This window comes from Microbacterium sp. 2RAF4, from assembly GCF_052115285.1.
In the GTDB taxonomy this organism is placed as follows: domain Bacteria; phylum Actinomycetota; class Actinomycetes; order Actinomycetales; family Microbacteriaceae; genus Microbacterium; species Microbacterium oxydans.
In genome coordinates, this window is sequence record NZ_JBFRGI010000004.1 from 207,750 (window position 1) to 226,517 (window position 18,768).

General features: G+C 67.3%; 22 protein-coding genes and 1 pseudogene. 11 read left to right on the forward strand and 12 right to left on the reverse strand.

Annotated features, from left to right (window positions below):
• Positions 1–60: 60 nt before the first annotated feature.
• Both AB4070_RS16580 and AB4070_RS16585 read right to left on the reverse strand, forming a co-directional pair.
• A complete protein-coding gene (locus AB4070_RS16580; RefSeq protein ID WP_021198064.1) occupies positions 61–732 on the reverse strand; it encodes a potassium channel family protein in 672 nt (223 codons plus the stop codon).
• Positions 725–2,155, reverse strand: coding sequence for a TrkH family potassium uptake protein (locus AB4070_RS16585; protein WP_058630461.1), 1,431 nt, complete (start codon positions 2,153–2,155; stop codon positions 725–727). Before AB4070_RS16585 ends, AB4070_RS16580 begins: the two co-directional genes overlap by 8 nt.
• A 107-nt stretch (positions 2,156–2,262) precedes the next feature.
• Between AB4070_RS16585 and AB4070_RS16590 the strand changes: the two genes are divergently transcribed.
• Positions 2,263–2,679, forward strand: a complete 417-nt coding sequence (locus AB4070_RS16590) for an ArsR/SmtB family transcription factor (RefSeq protein ID WP_441981072.1) — start codon at positions 2,263–2,265, stop codon at positions 2,677–2,679.
• Positions 2,680–2,877: 198 nt separating this feature from the next.
• On the opposite strand, the gene AB4070_RS16595 is transcribed toward AB4070_RS16590, so the two are convergent.
• A complete protein-coding gene (locus AB4070_RS16595) occupies positions 2,878–3,705 on the reverse strand; it encodes an ABC transporter permease (protein ID WP_441981073.1) in 828 nt (275 codons plus the stop codon).
• A complete protein-coding gene (locus AB4070_RS16600) occupies positions 3,702–4,610 on the reverse strand; it encodes an ATP-binding cassette domain-containing protein (RefSeq protein WP_441981074.1) in 909 nt (302 codons plus the stop codon). The genes AB4070_RS16595 and AB4070_RS16600 overlap by 4 nt, the downstream gene beginning before the upstream one ends.
• Before the next feature lie 162 nt (positions 4,611–4,772).
• Between AB4070_RS16600 and AB4070_RS16605 the strand changes: the two genes are divergently transcribed.
• From AB4070_RS16605 to AB4070_RS16645, 9 genes are all read left to right on the forward strand, one after another.
• Complete coding sequence (locus tag AB4070_RS16605) at positions 4,773–5,705, forward strand: TetR/AcrR family transcriptional regulator (RefSeq protein WP_441981075.1); 933 nt, start codon at positions 4,773–4,775, stop codon at positions 5,703–5,705.
• A 105-nt stretch (positions 5,706–5,810) separates the two neighbouring features.
• Entirely contained in the window at positions 5,811–6,002 is a 192-nt protein-coding gene (locus AB4070_RS16610) for a helix-turn-helix domain-containing protein (protein ID WP_017204627.1), read from the forward strand.
• A gap of 156 nt (positions 6,003–6,158) precedes the next feature.
• On the forward strand, positions 6,159–6,257 hold the full coding sequence (locus AB4070_RS16615) for a 30S ribosomal protein bS22 (protein ID WP_003792170.1): 99 nt from the start codon (positions 6,159–6,161) through the stop codon (positions 6,255–6,257).
• Positions 6,258–6,335: 78 nt separating this feature from the next.
• Positions 6,336–6,638: a rhodanese-like domain-containing protein gene (locus AB4070_RS16620; RefSeq protein ID WP_441981076.1), complete on the forward strand. Its 303-nt coding sequence runs from the start codon at positions 6,336–6,338 to the stop codon at positions 6,636–6,638.
• Positions 6,635–6,934: a glutaredoxin family protein gene (locus AB4070_RS16625; protein ID WP_046747303.1), complete on the forward strand. Its 300-nt coding sequence runs from the start codon at positions 6,635–6,637 to the stop codon at positions 6,932–6,934. Before AB4070_RS16620 ends, AB4070_RS16625 begins: the two co-directional genes overlap by 4 nt.
• Positions 6,931–7,233: a Dabb family protein gene (locus AB4070_RS16630; RefSeq protein ID WP_441981077.1), complete on the forward strand. Its 303-nt coding sequence runs from the start codon at positions 6,931–6,933 to the stop codon at positions 7,231–7,233. Before AB4070_RS16625 ends, AB4070_RS16630 begins: the two co-directional genes overlap by 4 nt.
• A gap of 172 nt (positions 7,234–7,405) precedes the next feature.
• Positions 7,406–8,224, forward strand: coding sequence for a basic amino acid ABC transporter substrate-binding protein (locus tag AB4070_RS16635; RefSeq protein WP_441981078.1), 819 nt, complete (start codon positions 7,406–7,408; stop codon positions 8,222–8,224).
• Positions 8,225–8,258: 34 nt separating this feature from the next.
• Positions 8,259–9,056 carry an amino acid ABC transporter permease gene (locus AB4070_RS16640; RefSeq protein WP_046747306.1) on the forward strand — a complete coding sequence of 266 codons (798 nt, stop codon included), beginning with the start codon at positions 8,259–8,261 and terminating at the stop codon, positions 9,054–9,056.
• Positions 9,053–9,808: an amino acid ABC transporter ATP-binding protein gene (locus AB4070_RS16645; RefSeq protein WP_046747307.1), complete on the forward strand. Its 756-nt coding sequence runs from the start codon at positions 9,053–9,055 to the stop codon at positions 9,806–9,808. The genes AB4070_RS16640 and AB4070_RS16645 overlap by 4 nt, the downstream gene beginning before the upstream one ends.
• Positions 9,809–9,906: 98 nt before the next feature.
• Here AB4070_RS16645 and AB4070_RS16650 read toward each other — a convergent pair whose 3' ends face one another.
• From AB4070_RS16650 to AB4070_RS16680, 7 genes and pseudogenes are all read right to left on the reverse strand, one after another.
• The gene (locus AB4070_RS16650) at positions 9,907–10,086 is read right to left on the reverse strand and encodes a YegP family protein (RefSeq protein ID WP_021198051.1); all 180 of its coding nucleotides are present in this window, start codon (positions 10,084–10,086) and stop codon (positions 9,907–9,909) included.
• Positions 10,087–10,174: 88 nt separating this feature from the next.
• Positions 10,175–11,266 carry an ABC transporter ATP-binding protein gene (locus AB4070_RS16655; protein ID WP_441981079.1) on the reverse strand — a complete coding sequence of 364 codons (1,092 nt, stop codon included), beginning with the start codon at positions 11,264–11,266 and terminating at the stop codon, positions 10,175–10,177.
• The gene (locus AB4070_RS16660) at positions 11,263–12,057 is read right to left on the reverse strand and encodes an ABC transporter permease (protein ID WP_046747309.1); all 795 of its coding nucleotides are present in this window, start codon (positions 12,055–12,057) and stop codon (positions 11,263–11,265) included. The genes AB4070_RS16655 and AB4070_RS16660 overlap by 4 nt, the downstream gene beginning before the upstream one ends.
• Positions 12,054–12,992 carry an ABC transporter permease gene (locus tag AB4070_RS16665; RefSeq protein ID WP_441981080.1) on the reverse strand — a complete coding sequence of 313 codons (939 nt, stop codon included), beginning with the start codon at positions 12,990–12,992 and terminating at the stop codon, positions 12,054–12,056. Before AB4070_RS16665 ends, AB4070_RS16660 begins: the two co-directional genes overlap by 4 nt.
• Positions 12,989–14,128 (reverse strand): ABC transporter substrate-binding protein, encoded by a 1,140-nt coding sequence (locus tag AB4070_RS16670; protein WP_378875714.1) that lies wholly within the window; start codon positions 14,126–14,128, stop codon positions 12,989–12,991. The genes AB4070_RS16665 and AB4070_RS16670 overlap by 4 nt, the downstream gene beginning before the upstream one ends.
• Before the next feature lie 156 nt (positions 14,129–14,284).
• Positions 14,285–14,476, reverse strand: a pseudogene (locus AB4070_RS16675) (GNAT family N-acetyltransferase); the annotation flags it as partial.
• Positions 14,477–15,461: 985 nt separating this feature from the next.
• Complete coding sequence (locus AB4070_RS16680) at positions 15,462–15,977, reverse strand: GNAT family N-acetyltransferase (protein ID WP_441981081.1); 516 nt, start codon at positions 15,975–15,977, stop codon at positions 15,462–15,464.
• A 118-nt stretch (positions 15,978–16,095) separates the two neighbouring features.
• On the opposite strand from AB4070_RS16680, the gene AB4070_RS16685 reads away from it, so the two are divergent.
• Positions 16,096–16,881 carry a sulfite exporter TauE/SafE family protein gene (locus AB4070_RS16685; RefSeq protein WP_441981127.1) on the forward strand — a complete coding sequence of 262 codons (786 nt, stop codon included), beginning with the start codon at positions 16,096–16,098 and terminating at the stop codon, positions 16,879–16,881.
• A gap of 102 nt (positions 16,882–16,983) precedes the next feature.
• Here AB4070_RS16685 and aspS read toward each other — a convergent pair whose 3' ends face one another.
• Entirely contained in the window at positions 16,984–18,762 is a 1,779-nt protein-coding gene (gene aspS, locus AB4070_RS16690; protein WP_441981082.1) for an aspartate--tRNA ligase, read from the reverse strand.
• Positions 18,763–18,768: the final 6 nt, after the last annotated feature.

Below are 18,768 nucleotides of genomic sequence, written 5' to 3' on the forward strand. Positions count from 1 at the left end.
GGCTGCCGGGCGTCGCGCATCCGCCGCGAGGGGGAGCCGCCCGAAAGGGGGAGGGAGACGTCAGCGGTCGAGGCCGGCGAACCGCTCGATGTCGCTGTTCGTGCCGGACACGATGATGAGGTCGTGGTTGGTGACGATGGTGTTCGCCTCGGCGTAGCGGAACGGCTTGCCCGGGCTCTTCACGCCCACGACGGTCACCTTGTACTTCGAGCGCACACCGGACTCGTTCAGGCCGACGCCGCGGATGAACTTCGGCGGGTACATCTTGGCGAGCACGAAGTCGTCGTCGAAGCGGATGAAGTCGAGCATGCGTCCGGAGACGAGGTGCGCGACGCGCTCGCCGGCCTCGCGCTCGGGGTAGATGACGTGGTTGGCGCCGACGCGTGCCAGGATCTTGCCGTGCGACTGCGAGACCGCCTTGGCCCAGATCTGCGGGACCTTGAGGTCGACGAGGTTGGCCGTGATGAGCACCGATGCCTCGATGGAGGAGCCGACGGCCACGACGGCCACCTGGAAGTCCTGCGCACCGATCTGGCGCAGGGCGTCGATGTTCTTCGCATCGGCCTGGACGGTGTGCGTGACGCGGTCGGACCACTTCTGCACGAGCTCGAGGTTGTCGTCGATCGCGAGCACCTCGCGGTCGAGGCGGTCGAGCTCACCGGCGCAGGCGGCACCGAACCGGCCGAGGCCGATGACGAGGACGGGAGCGTCGCCCCGGAGGACTTCAACCAACGATCGGCCTTTCCACGGGCAGTGAGTAGTACTGCGTTCGCGATGTCGCGGCGACCGCCGCGGCGAGAGTCACTGTACCAACGCGGCCCATGAAGATCGTCGCGGCCATGACGTAGGAGGCGGAATCCGGCAGCTCCCCGGTGAGGCCCGTCGAGAGACCGACGGTGCCGAACGCGGAGATCACATCGAAGAGCACGTGACTGATGTCGGCCTTGGTGATCTGCGCGATCACGATGGTCGACAGCGCGACGATCGTCGCTCCCCAGGCGACGACGCTGAGCGCGACGCGCTGCACGTCGCTGGGAATGCGGCGACCGAAGGCTTCGACGGACTGGCGTCCCTTGGCCTCGGACCAGACGGCGATGGCGAGGACGGCGAGGGTGGTCACCTTGATCCCGCCCGCGGTCGAGGCGGAGCCGCCGCCGACGAACATGAGCATGCTCGCCGCGAGCAGGGACGAGCCGTTCAGGTCGTCCATCTCGATCACGTTGAAGCCGCCGGAGCGTGTCATCGCCGAGAGGAAGAAGGCTTGGAACGTGGTGTCGGTGGCATCCATCGAGCCGAAGGTCTTGGGGTTGTTGAACTCGAGGATCACGAAGACGGCCGCACCCAGGATGAAGAGCAGGACGGTGGTGACGATGGTGAGCTTGGAGTGCAGGGACCAGCGCTTCACGTGCCAGACATGCTTGGCGAGGGTGTAGATGACCGGGAAGCCGATGCTGCCGAGGAAGACGCCGACCATCAGGAGCGAGAGCACCAGGTAGTCGTCGGCGAAGACCGCGACGCCCCCGTCGTTCGGGGCGAATCCGGTGTTCGTGAACGCCATCGCCGCGAAGTAGGGCGCCTCCCAGAGCGCCGCGATCGGGTCGACCTTGGCCATCACGAGGGCGGGGTAGAGGAGGATCGCGAGCGAGGCCTCGATGATCAGCGCCGAGACGGCGACTGTGGTGAGCAGCTGGCCGACCTCGCCGAGTCGCACGGTCTGGCTCTCGTTGACGACACCGCCGTGGGCGCGCATCGGGTTCGTGTCTCCTGCCGCCATCAGCTTGGCTCGCAGGCCGAGACGCTTCGAGATCAGCATTCCCATGAGCGATGCGAGGGTCAGCACGCCCAGCGCGCCGATGTTCACGCCGAGGAAGATCAGCACGTGTCCGAACGGCGACCAGTAGTTGGCCATGTCGACGGTGGCGAGTCCCGTCACGCAGATGGTGGAGACGGCGGTGAACAGCGCGTCGCTGAGGGGGGTGACCGTGCCGGACGCGGAGGCGATGGGCAGGGAGAGCAGCACCGTGAAGACCAGGATCAGCAGGGCGAAGATCACGATCGCGAAGCGCGATGGCGACGACGTCACGAGGTGCTTGACCCAGCCGGCCGCGCTCTTCAGGCTCTCGCGCGGGGACGACGCCGAAACGATGCCCGACATCGCTGCCCCCTGTGTGTCATCGCACGCCCTGCCTCGGGCGGCGGCACGGCGCCTGTCGCCGAGCCTTCGTCATGGTACTCCGTGCCGGGGACGACTACCCTGAACTCATGACGGACATCTTCGACGTGATCGCAGACGGTACGAGGCGAGACATCCTCCAGCTCCTGCTGCGGCGCACGACCGAAGGAGAGGCCGGCACCAGCGTCAGCCAGATCGTCGCCGATCTGGGTATCAGCCAGCCCACTGTGTCGAAGCACCTCAAGGTGCTCCGCGATGCCGAACTCGTCACCGTGCGTGAAGACGGACAGCGTCGCTTCTACAGCCTCGCGGTCGAGCCGCTCGAGGCCGTCGACGACTGGCTGGTCCCGTTCCTGATGGACGCCTTCGGCGACGGAGCGCCCGACGTCGAGTACCCGGGTGCCTCGCTTCCGGACAGCGCCGCCCACGCGGCCGAGGTCGTCGGACGCGCGGCGGCGTCCGCGAAGCACGTGGTCGCATCGGCCCTCAAGCGCCTCGGCGCCTGACGGTTCGGGCGATCCCCGCAACGACTCTCCCCTGACGACACGGGGGGCTTGCCGTCAGGGGAGAGGTGCGGGTCCCCACACCCGGGGGCGGACTCGGCGGTGCCGCTCGAGACCTGCGATGACTCTGCCAGTCGCGATTGAGCGAAGCCCGGAGAATGCCTATGCGCCGGCTGGGATGTCAGCGGATGGGCGGGGGAATCAGCGTCGACCGGCTTTCCGGCGGAACAGCCACGCGCCCCAGGCGACCGCGATCACGAGGATGACGAGGCACCAGCCGACCGCCCACCACGCCAGGTTCCCGACGGGTGCGTCGGTGAGCAGCCCGCGGATGGTCTCGACGATCGGGGTGATCGGCTGGTTCGCGGCCACGGGCTGCAGCCACTCCGGCATGCTCGACACGGGGACGAAAGCGCTGGAGAGGTAGGGGAGGAACAGCAGCACGAATCCGTAGCCGTTCGCACCCTCCGGACTTCCCGCGGCGAGCCCGATGGCGGCGAACAGGTAGGTGATCGCCAGGATGTACAGCGCGATCAGGCCGGCGAGCCCGAGCCACTCCCACGCGTTCGCATCCGGTCGGAATCCGACGAGCACTCCGACTCCGATGACGATCGCGGTGGCGACGAGGTTGCGCGTCACGCTCGCGACGACATGGCCGGTCAGCACGGCACCCGCGCGCAGCGGCATCGTGCGGAACCTGTCGATGATGCCTGTGCGCATGTCGTTGGCGACGTACACGGCTGTCGAGGACGCACCGAACCCGGCGCAGGTGAGGATGATGCCCGGAACCACGTAGTCGACATAGGCACCTGAGGGATCGATCGCCCCGCCGAACACCCACGTGAACATCAGCATGAGCATCACGGGGAGCATGATCGCCATGAGCAGCGACTCGCCGTCACGGAGCGAGTGGCGCAGGCTCCGGCCGACGAACACGGCCTCAGCGGTGACTCCTCTCAGGCGTGGACGCGGAGAGGGGGAGGGGACTGTCGATGCCGCGCTCCGGGGTGCGACGGTGGCGATGTTCATGCGTGCTCCTTGATGGTGAGGTCGGCATCGGCGGATGCGAGCTCGGCAGGCGCGGTGACGGCGAGGAACACGTCGTCGAGGGTGGGGCGGCGCAGCGTCACGATGCCGTCCTCGCCGTCTTCGTCGAGCATGTCGAGCGCTCGCCGCAGGTCGGGGACCGTGCCATTCGTGAGGATCCGACGTCGAAGCCGGCCGGCGTCGTCGTGGAGCTCGACCGTGTCGCCTCCCACGCGCGCCTTCAACTCGGCCGGCGTACCGAGGGCCGCGATGCTCCCGTCATGCGGCACGGCGATGCGGTCGGCCAGCTGGTCTGCCTCTTCCAGGTACTGGGTGGTGAGGAACACCGTCGTCCCCGCTCTCGCCAGCATGCGGATGATGTCCCACAATGCGCGGCGGCTGCGGGTGTCGAGGCCGGTGGTGGGCTCGTCCAGGAACAGCACCTCGGGAGTCACCACGAAGCTCAGGGCGAGGTCGAGACGACGTCGCATGCCGCCGGAGAACGTGCGCACCCTGCGCGTGGCGGCATCCGCGAGGTCGAACTGAGCGATGAGGTCCACGGCACGTCGCTTCGCGGCGGCTCGTCCGAGGCCGGCGAGCCGTGCGAACATGACGATGTTCTCGGTCGCGCTCAGCGCATCGTCGACGGCCGCCGACTGGCCGGTGAGGCTGATTCGCCGCTGGACCTCTATCGACTGGGTCCGGACATCCCATCCGGCGACCGTGGCTGAGCCGGAGTCCGCCGTGATGAGGGTGGTGAGGATGTTCATCGTCGTCGTCTTGCCTGCTCCGTTCGGGCCGAGCAGGGCGAAGACCTCGCCTCGGGCGACCGCGAAGTCCAGGCCGTCGACGACGGTTTCTGCCGAGAAGGCCTTGCGCAGCCCTCGCACTTCGATGGCTGTCTGCATGAGTGGGTTCCTCTCTGTGTGATCGAAGCTGTTCTGTGTTGATCGAAGCTGTTCTGTGTTGGTCGAAGCCGTTCTGTGTAGGGCGCAAACTGTGTATGCCCAACGCAACTGTGTATGACCGTAACACACTGTTTATTAAATAAACAGAAGTAGGATGATCCCATGATCGAGACGGAGCCGCCGGAACTGCCTAGGGGCATCGCGCTGGCGTGGGGAGTCGCGGCGAACCCGCAACGTGGCCCCAAGCGCGAGATGAGTGTCGAGAAGATCGTCGACGCCGCGGTCGAGCTTGCCGATGCGGAGGGGATCGGCGCCGTCTCGATGGCCGCGGTCGCCGCACGGCTCGGGTTCACGCCGATGTCGCTCTACCGCTACGTCAGCGCGAAGGACGATCTGCTGCTGCTGATGCAGGAAGAGGCGACGGGGGTCCCGCCGCAGAGCCACCTCGAAGCCGACGGCTGGCGTGGACAGCTGCTCGCCCTGTATGAGGCTCAGGTCCTGCTCTATCTGCGCCACCCCTGGATGTTGTCGCTGCCGATCACCGGATCGCCGATCACCCCGAACAGTTCCGCCTGGCTGGATGCCGGACTCGCCACTCTCGAGGGCACCCCGCTGACGACCGAGGAGCGCATGGCTGTCGCCCTCGCGGTGACCGGGCACGCCCGCTGGTGCGGGATCGTCCAGGCCGGCTACAGCGAACAGGCGCGCGGTACCGGGCTCGCGCCCGACGCTGTCGCCGCACGCGAAGCGGCGCTGTTCGACCGGGTGATCACCGCTGCGGACTTCCCGGCGCTCCGGCGTGCGATCGACGATGAGGTCTTCACCTCGACGGCCGATCCGTTCCGGTTCGCGGTCGAGCGGACGCTCGACGGCGTCGCGGCCTACATCGTGGGCCTGGACCGTGGGCAGAGGCATGCCGAGGTGGCGGAGTGGATCGACATCGATCCGGCGGAGCTGTCAGGAGACCGTCGGCTCAGAGAGGCGCAGAAGAGCGTGCGCGAGGCGGAGAAGGTTCTTCGTGCGGCCCGCAAGACCGAACGCGAGGCGCTTCGGGAAGCGGGCGAGCGATTGGCGAAGGCGAACAAGTCGGGCTGAACCGTGTCGATGTCCGCTGTGCCTCACTGATCACACGGGTCACAGAGGTTTACACGTGTCCCAGCTACCACATAGAGTGTGCACATCGAGAAAGGGGTACGTGGGATGCCCGAGGTTCCTGACGTCCGATTCCTCACGGTTGCTGAGGTCGCCGAGCTGATGCGCGTGTCCAAGATGACCGTGTATCGGCTGGTTCATGCTGGGGAGCTGCCCGCCGTCCGTTTCGGCCGCAGCTATCGTGTTCCGGAGTCCGCTGTGGCCGATGCGCTGCAGCGACCCATCGCCGACGTCGGTTGACGTCGCAGGCTGTCCCATGCTCGGCCGCCCTCGGGCGGAAGGCGCGTGTGACAGCCCACGCCTTCGGGTTTGCTAGACTGACCCGAGGCATTTTCCGTGCCCGTACCCGGGTGTCCGATTTCGGAGACACCCAGCCACTGACTTAGTGAGGTTTCCGTGGGTTCTGTCATCAAGAAGCGCCGCAAGCGCATGGCGAAGAAGAAGCACCGCAAGCTGCTTCGCAAGACTCGCCACCAGCGTCGCAACAAGAAGTAAGCGACCAGACACGAGCGCCTGTCTTCGGACGGGCGCTTTGTGTCTCCGGCCCCATCTCCGTCCTGCCGAGAGGTTGTCATGAAGTCGATCACCATCACCGAGCTCGCCGAGCGCACCGGCACCCCGCTCATCGATGTACGGGAAGTGGACGAGTTCGCCGCGGGACACGTCCCCGGCGCCGTCAACATCCCCATGTCGGAGATCGGCAACCGTCTCGAGGAGCTGCCGAGCGAGGCGTTCGACGTGATCTGCCAGGCCGGCGGTCGATCGGCGCGCGTGGTCGAGGCGCTCGAGTCGCGCGGCTACGACGCCACCAACGTCGAGGGCGGGACCGGCGAGTGGATCGCCCAGGGCCGCGCGGTCGAGGTGCCGTCGGCGTGACCACGCTGACTCTGATCGGCAAGCCCGACTGCCACCTGTGCGACGTCGCCTCCGACGTCATCGACGCCGTGGTCGCCGAACTGCCCGACGCCGCGGCCGAGCAGATCGAGATCGTCGAGGCGTCGATCCAGGACGACCCCGCACTGTACGAGCTGTGGTGGGAGAAGATCCCCGTGGTCCTGATCGACGGCGAGCTGCATGCGCACTGGCGCGTGGCACCCGATCGACTGCGTGAGGCGCTCGAGGGCGCTCTCCGTGACGGGGCGGCGAAGACCGGAGTGAAGGAAGCACTGTGACGATCCGCCATGTCGTGACCTGGAAGCTCGCTTCCGAGGATGCCGCCGAGCGTGCAGCGCAGGCGGCGGAAGTCGCCCGCCGTCTCAACGCCCTCGACGGCGTCGTGCCGCAACTGCTCACCATCTCGGCGGGGGCGAACGTCGCCTACCCGGAGGCGAACTGGGACGTCACACTCGTCGCGGACTTCGCGTCGGTCGAAGCGATCGACGAGTATCAGGTGCATCCCGCGCACGTCGAGGTCGCCACCTACATCCGCTCGGTGGTCGCGTCCCGCGTCGCCGTCGACTTCGAGGTCTGAGACCGCGTCGCGCCAGCTCCGGAACTCGGTTTCCACGTGTGATCGGGGTCTACTCGCAACACAAACGTAATGTGCGCGGACGCGGATGTCATTGGTCACGCGACGAGCCGCGTGTTTAGATGAACTCCTACCCGTCAGCGGGCCTCCGTGCCCTCGACTCACAGGAGCCGACATGCCTCGTCGCAACCTCATCGCCGGTCTCGCCCTCGTGGCGACGGCCACCCTCGCGCTCGCCGGCTGCGCCACCGGATCGTCCGACGCGGGCAGCAGTGACGCTCCCGCCGCCGACGACAAGTACGGCCTCGTCGAGGCCGGAACGCTCACCGTGTGCTCCGACGTCCCCTACCCGCCGTTCGAGGTCGAGGACTCGTCCAGCGAGACCGGATACTCGGGCTTCGACATCGACCTGCTCAGCGCGATCGCCGAGAAGATCGACCTGAAGCTCTCCGTGCAGGACGTGGGCTTCGACGCCCTGCAGTCGGGCACGACTCTCGCTGCGGGCACGTGCGACATCGGCGCTTCGGCGATGACGATCACGGATGAGCGCAAGGCGAACATCGACTTCTCCGACCCGTACGTCGACTCGCTGCAGTCGCTGCTCGTGCGCGCCGACTCTGACATCAAGTCCATCGACGACCTCGACGGGAAGAACGTCGGCGTGCAGCAGGGCACCACCGGCGAGACCTACGCGGGCGAGAACGCGCCGGGCGCGCAGCTCGTGCAGTACCCCTCGGATGGCGAGCTGTGGCCCGCCATGCAGGCGGGGCAGATCGACGCGATCCTGCAGGACCAGCCCGTCAACTACGTGCACGAGCAGGACGACCCCGACTACAAGATCGTCGAGACGTATCCGACCGACGAATCGTACGGCTTCGCCTTCGCCAAGGGTGAGAAGGACGAGCTGCGCGATGCGGTCAACAAGGCGCTCAAGGAGCTCCAGGACGACGGCGGCTACCAGAAGATCTACGACGAGTACCTCGCGGCCAAGTGACCGGCGGGATCGGTAGAGCGGGAGGACCTCGACGATGGCGTTGAGGCGTACCACCAAGAGCAAGCTGTATCGCTACACGGTCTACGTGGTGCTGATCGCGATCGCCGTCTGGGCGATCGTGAGCACCGACTGGGCGAAGATCGGACCGCTGTTCTTCAATCCTGAAGTCGCGGCGAAGATGTTCCCCGGGATCATCACCACGGCCCTGGTCAACACGCTGTGGTTCACGGCCGTCGCCTTCGCCGGTGGCCTGGTCCTCGGTGTCGTGCTGGCATTGATGAAGCTGTCAACCATCGCGCCGTTCCGCTGGATCGCGACGGTCTGGATCGAGCTGTTCCGCGGTCTGCCTGCGATCCTGACGATCTTCGGCATCGCCTTCATCCTGCCGATCGCCCTCGGTGTGCCGGGGACGAAGCTCGGCGGGCCGGTCGTGCTCGGGCTCATCGGTCTCGTCCTGGTCGCCTCGGCGTACATGGCCGAGACGATCCGCGCGGGTATCCAGGCAGTTCCGAAGGGGCAGACCGAGGCGGCCCGCTCGCTCGGCATGTCGCCCATGAAGACGACGTTCTGGATCATCGTGCCGCAGGGGTTCCGGATCATCATCCCGCCCCTGACCAACGAGTTCGTGCTGCTGCTCAAGGACACCTCGCTGCTTTTCGTGGCGGGTTCCTTCATCTGGTCGAAGGAGCTCACGACCTTCGCGCGCGATGCGAGCACGCAGAACGCGAACGGAACGCCGCTGATCATGGCGGCGATCCTGTACCTGATCGTGACGATCCCGCTCACGCGCTTCAGCGCGTGGCTGGAGCGACGGATGTCGAGGCAGCGATGATCACCGACCTGATTGATGTCCACGCCCCGGCGATCGATGTGCAGGGGCTCGTGAAGTCGTTCGGCGACAACGAGGTGCTCAAGGGCATCGACCTCACCGTCACCAAGGGCGAGGTCGTGTGCGTGATCGGACCTTCGGGGTCGGGGAAGTCGACACTGCTGCGCTCGGTGAACCTGCTCGAGGAGCCGACCGGCGGCAAGGTGCTGATCGAGGGCATCGACATCACCGATCCCGACGTCGATATCGACCGCGTGCGCACCCGCATCGGCATGGTGTTCCAGAGCTTCAACCTCTTCCCGCACCTCAGCGTGCTCGGCAATCTCACGATCGCCCAGCAGCGTGTGAAGAAGCGGTCGAAGAAGGAAGCCGAGCTGATCGCCCATGCCATGCTCACGCGGGTCGGTCTGGCCGAGAAGGCCGACGCCTACCCCGGGCACCTTTCGGGAGGACAGCAGCAGCGCGTGGCGATCGCCAGGGCGCTGTGCATGAACCCCGACATGATGTTGTTCGACGAGCCCACCTCGGCACTCGACCCCGAACTGGTCGGCGAGGTGCTGCAGGTCATGCGCTCGCTGGCCGACGAGGGGATGACGATGCTCGTCGTCACGCACGAGATGGGCTTCGCCCGCGAAGTCGGATCCCGTCTCATCTTCATGGACGGCGGCTACATCGTCGAAGAGGGCGACCCCCGTGAGGTGCTCGGCAACCCGCAGCATCAGCGCACGAAGGACTTCCTCTCGCGCGTGCTCTGACACCAGATGCGGGTCACCGACACCCATCGCAATCGCCGAGACCCCCTGTTGCAGACGTCCGCAACAGGGGGTCTCGACGTGGAACGTGGGTCTCGAGCTCAGTCGGCTTCGACGACCTCGGCGTCCGCGGCGTTGCGGCGCACGGAGTCGATCCCGTTCAGCGCGGCGGACTTCGACGAGTAGCCCTCGCTGATGGCGATGACCTCGCCGTTGCCGGCCTTCAGGCGGAACCGGTACTCGCCGGACTTGTCGGTGTACAGCTCGAACTTGCCTGCCATGAGGCGTCCTTTCTCTCTCGGATGGAGGGAGCCCCGCCCCTCGGCCCTCACGCTAGCGCCCGGGGTATGTCAGGGGAAGAGCGATGCTTCAGCCGCGCGGATGCACGGCGACGGGCTCGGGAGCGATCGCGATGCGCACCCGGTCCCCGAACGCAGGGTGGGTCCCCGGCGCATGCTGCACCCGGACCAGCTCACCGGATTCGGTGCGAACGAGTGTGCGACGCATGCTCCCCAGGAACGTGCTCTCCTCGACCAGGGCCTCGGCTGCGGCGTCGGCCTCGGAGGCGAAGTAGACGTTCTCCGGACGCAGGTACACGTCCACCGGGCCGTCGGCGGGAGACTGCAGCGGAAGCCGCTGTCCCCACACCATGACGTGATCGCCCTCGGCGACGCCCGACACGATGCTGGACAGTCCCACGAACGCCGCGACGCCGGCGGTCGAGGGCTTCGTGTAGAGGTGCTCCGGCGAACCGATCTGCTCGATGCGGCCGGCGTTCATCACCGCGATCCGATCCGAGACGGCCAGAGCCTCTTCCTGATCGTGCGTGACGAACACGGTCGTGATGCCGAGCCTCAGCTGGATGCGGCGGATCTCGTCGCGCAGCTGCACGCGCACCTTCGCGTCGAGCGCCGAGAGCGGTTCGTCGAGCAGCAGCACCTTGGGTTCGGTCACCAGCGCTCGTGCGAGTGCCACGCGCTGCTGCTGGCCGCCGGAGAGCTGGTGGGGGAAGCGATCCGCGAGGTCGGCGAGCCCGACCAGGGCGAGGGCGTCGACCGCGCGCCGTGAGGCCTCCGCCTTGCCGAGGCCGCGTCGCCGCAGGCCGAATGCGGTGTTCTCGGCCACCCGCAGGTGCGGGAAGAGCGAGTACGACTGGAAGACCATGCCGATGTCGCGCTTGTTCGTCGGCACCCGAGACACATCGCCGCCGCCCAGCAGCACGGCGCCTTCGTCCGCGCCTTCGAGACCGGCGAGCACACGCAGCAACGTGGTCTTGCCGCACCCGGAAGGGCCGAGGAGCGAGACGAACTCGCCGGGGGCGATGTCGAGGTCGACCCCGTGCAGCACCCGGTTGCCCGCGTAGCTCTTGACGATGCCCTGGAGCTCGACACGGGTGCCTTCGCCCGCCTGGGCGAGCAGCAGATTGTCCTTGGTGCGCGGCAGCGCGTGGTCGACGGTCATGAGCGGGCCTTTCCGGTGCCGCGGGCGACGCGGCCGATGACGAGGAGCAGGAGGAAGACGAACACCAGCGCGAGCAGCGTGAAGATGGCCGGCGCGTAGGGGTCCTGTTTGTTCACCACGACCATGGCCGTCTGGAACACCTGGCGGTTCAGGAGCGAGGCGATCGTGAACTCTCCGAGCACCACGGCGATGGAGATGAGGGACGCGGCAAGCAGCCCCTGTCGGAGGTTCGGGGCGAGCACCTTCAGCACCACGGTCGGCCAGCTCGCCCCGAGGGACCGCGCGGCCTCCGAGAGAGTCCGGAGGTCGGCCGCATCGATCGACGCCTGGATGGAGCGGAACGCGAACGGCAGCACGGTGATCCCGTAGGCGAAGGCGAGCGTCCAGGTGCCCGTGCCGAGGGCCCGCCCGATCTGGAGGTAGATCGGTGCGAGGCCGACCACGAGCACGATGGCGGGGATCGAGATGGGCAGCAGCACCGCGAACTCGAAGGCGGGCTTGAGCTTCGGGAAGCGCAGGTTCACCAGGATCATGGTCGGGGCGAGCAGCAGCAGCACGATGGCGACAGTCACCACGGCGAGCACCAGCGAGTTGCCGAGACCGGTCCAGATCGGCTTGAGGGTGGCTGCGGCCGCCGGGTCGAACAACGCGATCCAGCGGGCGAAGGAGAGTCCGCCGGCGGGGTCGCGCAGCGTGAAGAGGAACGTCGACACCAGGGGCACCGCGAAGAACGCGCCCACGAGGACGCCGATCACCCACCGGGTCGTGCGGGAGGGGCCGAGCCGGTTCACGACTGCCACCTCGCCGCGCGTCGCTGCACGAGGGAGTACAGGGCCATCACGACGCCGACGATCACGATCATGCCGAGCGCGAGCGCGCCGGCGAGGTTCTCCCGACCGAGCACCGTCTCGCTCGTGAGCGCTGTGCGGATCTGCAGCGGCACGATCTGGGCACCCTGGCTGGCGAGAGCGGCGGCGGTGGCGTACGACGAGAACGCGTTCGCGAACAGCAGCAGCAGACTGGCGAGGAACGAGGGCGCGAGCACGGGGATGCCGATGCGCAGCCAGAAGCTCCCGCGGGTACCGCCGAGGGTGAGGTTGGCTTCGGCCCACTGCGGCTTGAGGGCCGCGAGAGCCGGCATGAAGGTGATGACCATGAGGGGGATCTGGAAGTAGAAGTAGGGGAGCACGAGGCCGGGCAGCTCGTAGAGCCAAGTGCCGTTCTCGAAGATGTTCACGCCGAAGCTGTCCTTGAGGAACACGGTGACGACGCCCTGGATGCCGATGGTCGCGATGAAGGCGAAGGCGAGCATGACGCCGCCGAACTGCGCGAGCACACCCGCGGCGGCATCCACAGCCGAGCGGGTGCGGCCTTCGGGGTCCATGCCGAGGAGCGCGTAGCAGACGAGGGCGCCGACGAGCGCCCCGACCACGGCGGTGAGCAACGAGAGGCCGGCCGAGTTGGCGAAGGTGTTGAGCACGACCGGGTCGGCGAGGGCCGACATGTTCGCCCAGGTGAAGGAGCCGTCTTTGGTGAAGAAGCCGGAGCCGATGGCCAGGATCGTCGGCACCGCGAGGAAGAGCACGACATAGGCGGCGAAGGGGACGAGCCCGAGCCAGGCGAGGGACGGAGCGGACCGCCGGGCCCTCGCGTGCTGCGAGGACCCGGCGGGGGTGACGGGGGCGGACGCCGCAGCATCCGCCCCCGTTGCGGTGAGGGTGGTCACTGGACCGCCGCGGCCCACTTCTCGCCGAGCAGCGTGCCGGCGTTCGTCGACTGCTCCTCGGTCGGGACGACGGTCTCCTCCGGAGCCTCGGGGAGCGCGGCGGCGAGGTCGGCGTCGATCGTGCCGGCGTCGGTCATCGCTTCCATGCGCACCGGGCGGGCGCCGCCCTTCAGCCACAGGTTCTGCACCTCGTCGCTGTAGAGGAACTCCTGCCACAGGCGGGCAGCAGCCGGGTGCGGGGCGTCGGCGTTGATGGCCTGGTTGTAGTACCCGGCGTAACCGGTGCCGTCGAACACGACGACCTTCCAGTCCTTGTTGTCGGCCGTGTGCGAGGCGTTCAGGTAGTCCCAGTCGAAGACGACCGGGGTCTCGCCGCTCGCGATCGTCGCGGTGGTCACGTCGACCTTGAGCAGGTTTCCGGCCTTCTGTAGCTCGGAGAAGAAGTCGATGCCCGGCTGGAAGTCGTCCAGCGTGCCGTCGGACTGCACGGTCGCGAGACCGACGGCGGCGAACGCGGCACCGGCCTGGGTCGGGTCGCCGTTGATCGCGACGGCACCCTTGTAGTCGGCGGAGAGCAGGTCGGAGAGCTCGGCGGGAGCGTCGAACTTCGACGAGTCGTAGCCGATGGACATGTACCCGCCGTAGTCGCCCACGAAGAGGCCGGTCGGCTCCTTCAGCTCGTCGGGGATGTCATCCCACGTCTGCACCTTGTACGGCGCGAAGACATCGGTGTTCTGCAGGGCGACCGTGAGGCCGATGTCGAAGACGTCGGGCGCGGTGTCGAGACCCTCGTTCGTCTTGGCGGCCTGGATCTCCTCGGCGCTCGAGACGTCGGGAGACGCCTCGTTGATGGTGATCTCCGGATACTTCTCGGCGAAGAGGTCGAGGATCTCGCCGTAGTTGGCCCAGTCGCGGGGGAGCGCGATGACGTTGAGCGAGCCCTCGGCCTTGGCCGCGGCCTCGAGGTCGGCGAACGTGCCGAAGTCGGCGACCGAGGCCGCTGCGGAGGCGTCGACGTCGGAGCTGCCGCCGCCAGTGGCGTCCGCTGCTCCGGAGCAGGCGGTGAGCGCGAGTGCGGCCGTGGTGGCCAGGGCGATGCCGGCGCCGATGCGCGCGCGGCGGGTGAAGCGAGCCATGAGTGTCCTCTCGGTGTCCGGCGCTGTGAGCCGGTGTCGGGTTGCGAGAGGACACTATGAGGCGGAGGTTGCCGCCCGTCGCGGGTCAGGTGAACGGATGGTGGCGAGAGGGTGGCCGAACAGCGCCGCGGCCGTCAGCCGTGAGCGCCGCAGCCGTCAGTCCGGGGTGACGCTGTACTTGAAGCCGCGGTGCGAGCCGACGTAGCCGAGCCGCTCGTACAAGCGGTGGGCATCGACGCGGGCGGCGTCGGAGGTGAGCTGCACCATCGATGCGTCGACGGCAGGGGCGGCGACCTCTCCGACCCAGCGCATCACGGCGGAACCGATGCCCGACGAGCGCAGGCTGCTCCCGAAGTCTTCGGATAGCACCCCGAAAGCTTTGGAAACAGCTCTCCAGGAACCTCCGTCGAGTTCCGAGCGACTGAGCAATTCAACTTTGGACTATATCTGGACGGACGATTTTAAGCAGACTAGGCTCTACGGTGATACTGGGCATGCTTTCCTTCCCTCGTCGAAGGTTCTTACTCGGTCTGGGCACTCCTTAACGGCATGGGATTTTACGAGGTCTACCAAATGCCGCTTGATCGGGGTTATGTACCGTCACCGTCAAAGATCGGATTATTGCAGAATGAAAATGAAAAACGCTTCGCTTCTTGTCGCAGCCTTTGCTCTCGCGGCATCCTTGGGGTCCCCGACCGTGGCGTTGGCCGCTCCCCCTATCAACATTGTCGTGGATGGGGCATCGAGCAAGGCTTCCTGTGAAAGCGGGCGTTCGGTAATCGTTCGTCAGGGTTACTACAACGTCATTTCTCCATGCCAGTACTCGAGCGGAGGTGGCTCCATCAAGAAGGGATGGTACTTCACCGCTCTCAAGCGCTAGTTCATCAACCGCGCGACATCGCGCAGGTGAGTCTTCGTGCATCCGGCGCTCTTCGCGACCCAGCACGAGCAACAGGGGTGGCGTGGGTCGATACTGCGTCGCCCTCAGGGCTTGATCACAGGGCTCGTCCTAACGAGTAGGGTCAGGAACCGTCTGCGTTTCGTCGTCAGCGTTGCCCAATGTGACGACCAAGTCCTGACAGTGCGGTTCACTTGCTGTCGTGTGACTGTGAACAGATTCTCGGTTGACCTGCCGAATGCAGCCAAGAGGATGCGTCTATAGCCAAAGTTCGAGCGCCTCGCCCTCTTTCATGAGAATCTGATGACGCCGACTCCTTCGACGCCAGTCCGTGGCGGACGCGGATGGGCACTCACCCATAACTGCACATCCGAGTAGGGGGGGCGGCCAGTCCTTCTGCGACCAGAATGCCGGATGTGGGCTGTCCATGGGGCTTCAACCCTGGGGAACCGAGTACTTGAAGCCGCGGTGCGAGCCGACGTAGCCGAGCCGCTCGTAGAAGCGGTGGGCATCGACGCGGGCGGCGTCGGAGGTGAGCTGCACCATCGATGCGTCGACGGCCGGGGCGCCGACCTCTCCGACCCAGCGCATCACGGCGGAACCGATGCCCGACGAGCGCAGGCTGCTCTGCACGCGCACCGCCTCGACCAGCAGCCGCCGTGCACCGCGACGCGCCATGCCAGGGATCGAGGTGAGCTGCAACGTGCCGACCACCGCGCCGTCGAGCTCGACCACGAGCAGGTCGTTCGACGGCTCGGCCAAGATCTCCCGGAGACCGCGCTCATAGGCCGGGCGGTCCTCGTCGGATGCCACATCGCCCCGGGCTGCGCTGATCGGGTCGTCGGCGAGGAGGGCGATCACGGCATCCGTGTCGTCGACCGTCGCGCGGCGCAGGAGCGCGGTGCCGATGCGCGATTCGAAGGAGTGGGGCAGCGGGAGGGCGTCGAGCATGGCTCCAGTCTGTCAGCGGCTGAGTCTGTCAGCGGATGCGAGGGCGGCGTCGACTCTCTGGAATCATGGCGAGGTGGATATCGGCACTGTGCTCGGACTGGAGCAGCTCACCTGGGGGATGCTGCTGCTCGTGGTGATCGCCGCGTTCTGCGCCGGCTGGATCGATGCGGTCGTTGGCGGAGGAGGGCTGCTGCAGCTGCCGGCGCTGCTCCTGATCCCCGGCATCTCCCCGGTGCAGGCCCTCGCGACGAACAAGCTCGCCTCGGTGTTCGGCACGGCCACCAGCAGCGTCACCTACTACCGACGAGCCAAACCGGACCTGCGCACCGCCTTGCCGATGGCGATCATCGCGTTGATCGGCTCCTTCGGCGGCGCGGCCGTCGCCACGGTGCTGCCGCCGGCCGCCTTCAAACCCATCATCGTGATCGCTCTGCTCGCCGTGGCCCTGTTCACGGCGTTCCGCCCGCAGATGGGGGCGGCGACTCAGTTACGGTTCCACGGGCACAAGCACCACATCATGGCGGGTGCGGCAGGGCTCGGGATCGGCTTCTACGACGGGATGATCGGTCCTGGCACCGGTACCTTCCTCGTGATCACGCTGGTCGCGCTGCTCGGCTACGACTTCCTGCAGGCGAGCGCCAAGGCCAAGATCGTCAATCTCGCGACGAACGCCGGTGCGCTCATGCTGTTCATCCCGCACGGCGCCGTGCTGTGGCTGCTCGGGGGCATCCTCGCGGTCGCCAACGTCGCCGGCAGCTACCTGGGCTCGCGGATGGCGATCTCGCGCGGGACCACGTTCATCCGTGTCGTGTTCCTCGTGGTCGTGATCGCGCTGATCGGCAAGCTCGGCGTCGACGTCTGGAACGAGAACATCGTCCCGGCCTTCGCATCGCTCGCTGGCTGAACGACGCGCCGCCGCCGCAGGCAGAAACGCCGGATCAGGCAGGTTCCTCGCAGAACCGCCTGATCCGGCGTGTGTGCCTGTGCTCGCGCGAGGCGGCTGGCCTCAGTCCTCGTCCTCGGGCTCGAAGTCGACGCCGGCCTCGGCGCGCTGCGCATCGGTGATCGGAGCGGGAGCGGAGGTCAGCGGGTCGAAGCCGTTGCCCGACTTCGGGAACGCGATGACCTCGCGGATCGACTCGGTCTTGGTCAGGTGCTGCAGCACGCGGTCCATCCCGAGCGCGATCCCACCGTGGGGCGGTGCGCCGAACTTGAACGCGTCGAGCAGGAAGCCGAACTGCTCGTCGGCCTGCTCGTCGCTGATGCCCATGACCTCGAACACGCGCTTCTGCACGTCTTCGCGGTGGATGCGGATCGAACCGCCGCCGAGCTCCGAGCCGTTGCACACGATGTCGTACGCGTACGCGAGAGCCGATCCGGGGTCGGTGTCGAACGTGTCCTCGAACTCGGGCTTGGGGCCCGTGAACGCGTGGTGCACGGCCGTCCAGGCACCGGCGCCCACGGCCACGTCACCGGAGGCCACCGCGTCGGCGGCCGGCTCGAACATGGGAGCGTCGACGACCCACGTGAACGCGAACTCGTCGGGGTTCAGGTAGCCCAGGCGGCGGCCGATCTCGACGCGCGCCGCGCCGAGCAGCGCACGGCTCTGCTTGGTGTCACCGGCGGCGAAGAACACGCAGTCGCCCGGCTCTGCGCCGACGAGCTCGGCGAGCCCGGCCTGCTCGGCCTCGGACAGGTTCTTGGCCGCGGGGCCGCCCAGCGTGCCGTCCTCGTTGAACAGGACGTAGGCGAGGCCACGTGCACCGCGCTGCTTGGCCCAGTCCTGCCAGGCGTCGAGCTGCTTGCGCGGCTGGCTCGCGCCGCCGGGCATGCGCACAGCGCCGACGTACTCGGCCTGGAAGACGCGGAACGGGGTGTCCTTGAAGTACTCGGTCGCCTCGACGAGCTCGAGGCCGAAGCGCAGGTCGGGCTTGTCGGAGCCGTACTTGGCCATCGCCTCGGCATAGGTCATGCGGGGCAGAGGGGTCTGCACCTCGACGCCGATGGTCGCCCACATCGCCACGATGAGCGACTCCATGAGGGCGATCACGTCCTCCTGGTCGACGAAGCTCATCTCGATGTCGAGCTGCGTGAACTCCGGCTGACGGTCGGCGCGGAAGTCCTCGTCGCGGTAGCAGCGCGCGATCTGGAAGTACTTCTCGACGCCGCCGACCATGAGCAGCTGCTTGAACAGCTGCGGGGACTGGGGCAGTGCGTACCAGCTGCCGGGGCTCAGGCGCGCGGGAACCAGGAAGTCACGGGCGCCCTCCGGCGTGGAGCGGGTGAGGGTCGGCGTCTCGACCTCGGTGAAGTCATCGGCGTGCAGCACGTCGCGGATCGCCTTGTAGACGTTCGAGCGCAGGCGCAGGGCGGCGGCCGGGGCTGGGCGGCGCAGGTCGAGGTAGCGGTACTTCAGGCGTGCTTCCTCGCCAACGGTCTCGGTGTCGGCGAGAGCCGTGGAGACCTGGAAGGGGAGTGGAGCCGACTCGTTCAGCACCTCGACGTCGGTCGCGATGAGCTCGATCTCGCCGGTCGGCAGGTTCGGGTTCGCGTTGCCCTCGGGGCGCTGCGAGACCTCGCCGGTCACCTTCAGTACGAACTCGTTGCGCAGCGGGTGCGCGATCTCCTCGTCGCGGATGACGACCTGGGCGATGCCGGAGGCGTCCCGCAGATCGATGAAAGCGACTCCTCCGTGGTCACGACGGCGATCGACCCAACCCGAGAGGGTGACGGTCTGACCGATGTGCTCGGCTCGCAGAGAGCCTGCCGAGTGGGTGCGAAGCACGGAGTA

Bases quoted from the DNA above. Each gene is read 5' to 3' on its own strand.
- AB4070_RS16585 (WP_058630461.1), bottom strand. From the start codon at position 2,155: ATGTCGGGCATCGTTTCGGCGTCGTCCCCGCGCGAGAGCCTGAAGAGC.
- AB4070_RS16590 (WP_441981072.1), top strand. From the start codon at position 2,263: ATGACGGACATCTTCGACGTGATCGCAGACGGTACGAGGCGAGACATC.
- AB4070_RS16595 (WP_441981073.1), bottom strand. From the start codon at position 3,705: ATGAACATCGCCACCGTCGCACCCCGGAGCGCGGCATCGACAGTCCCC.
- AB4070_RS16600 (WP_441981074.1), bottom strand. From the start codon at position 4,610: ATGCAGACAGCCATCGAAGTGCGAGGGCTGCGCAAGGCCTTCTCGGCA.
- AB4070_RS16605 (WP_441981075.1), top strand. From the start codon at position 4,773: ATGATCGAGACGGAGCCGCCGGAACTGCCTAGGGGCATCGCGCTGGCG.
- AB4070_RS16610 (WP_017204627.1), top strand. From the start codon at position 5,811: ATGCCCGAGGTTCCTGACGTCCGATTCCTCACGGTTGCTGAGGTCGCC.
- AB4070_RS16620 (WP_441981076.1), top strand. From the start codon at position 6,336: ATGAAGTCGATCACCATCACCGAGCTCGCCGAGCGCACCGGCACCCCG.
- AB4070_RS16635 (WP_441981078.1), top strand. From the start codon at position 7,406: ATGCCTCGTCGCAACCTCATCGCCGGTCTCGCCCTCGTGGCGACGGCC.
- AB4070_RS16640 (WP_046747306.1), top strand. From the start codon at position 8,259: ATGGCGTTGAGGCGTACCACCAAGAGCAAGCTGTATCGCTACACGGTC.
- AB4070_RS16645 (WP_046747307.1), top strand. From the start codon at position 9,053: ATGATCACCGACCTGATTGATGTCCACGCCCCGGCGATCGATGTGCAG.
- AB4070_RS16650 (WP_021198051.1), bottom strand. From the start codon at position 10,086: ATGGCAGGCAAGTTCGAGCTGTACACCGACAAGTCCGGCGAGTACCGG.
- AB4070_RS16655 (WP_441981079.1), bottom strand. From the start codon at position 11,266: ATGACCGTCGACCACGCGCTGCCGCGCACCAAGGACAATCTGCTGCTC.
- AB4070_RS16670 (WP_378875714.1), bottom strand. From the start codon at position 14,128: ATGGCTCGCTTCACCCGCCGCGCGCGCATCGGCGCCGGCATCGCCCTG.
- AB4070_RS16680 (WP_441981081.1), bottom strand. From the start codon at position 15,977: ATGCTCGACGCCCTCCCGCTGCCCCACTCCTTCGAATCGCGCATCGGC.
- AB4070_RS16685 (WP_441981127.1), top strand. From the start codon at position 16,096: ATGCTGCTGCTCGTGGTGATCGCCGCGTTCTGCGCCGGCTGGATCGAT.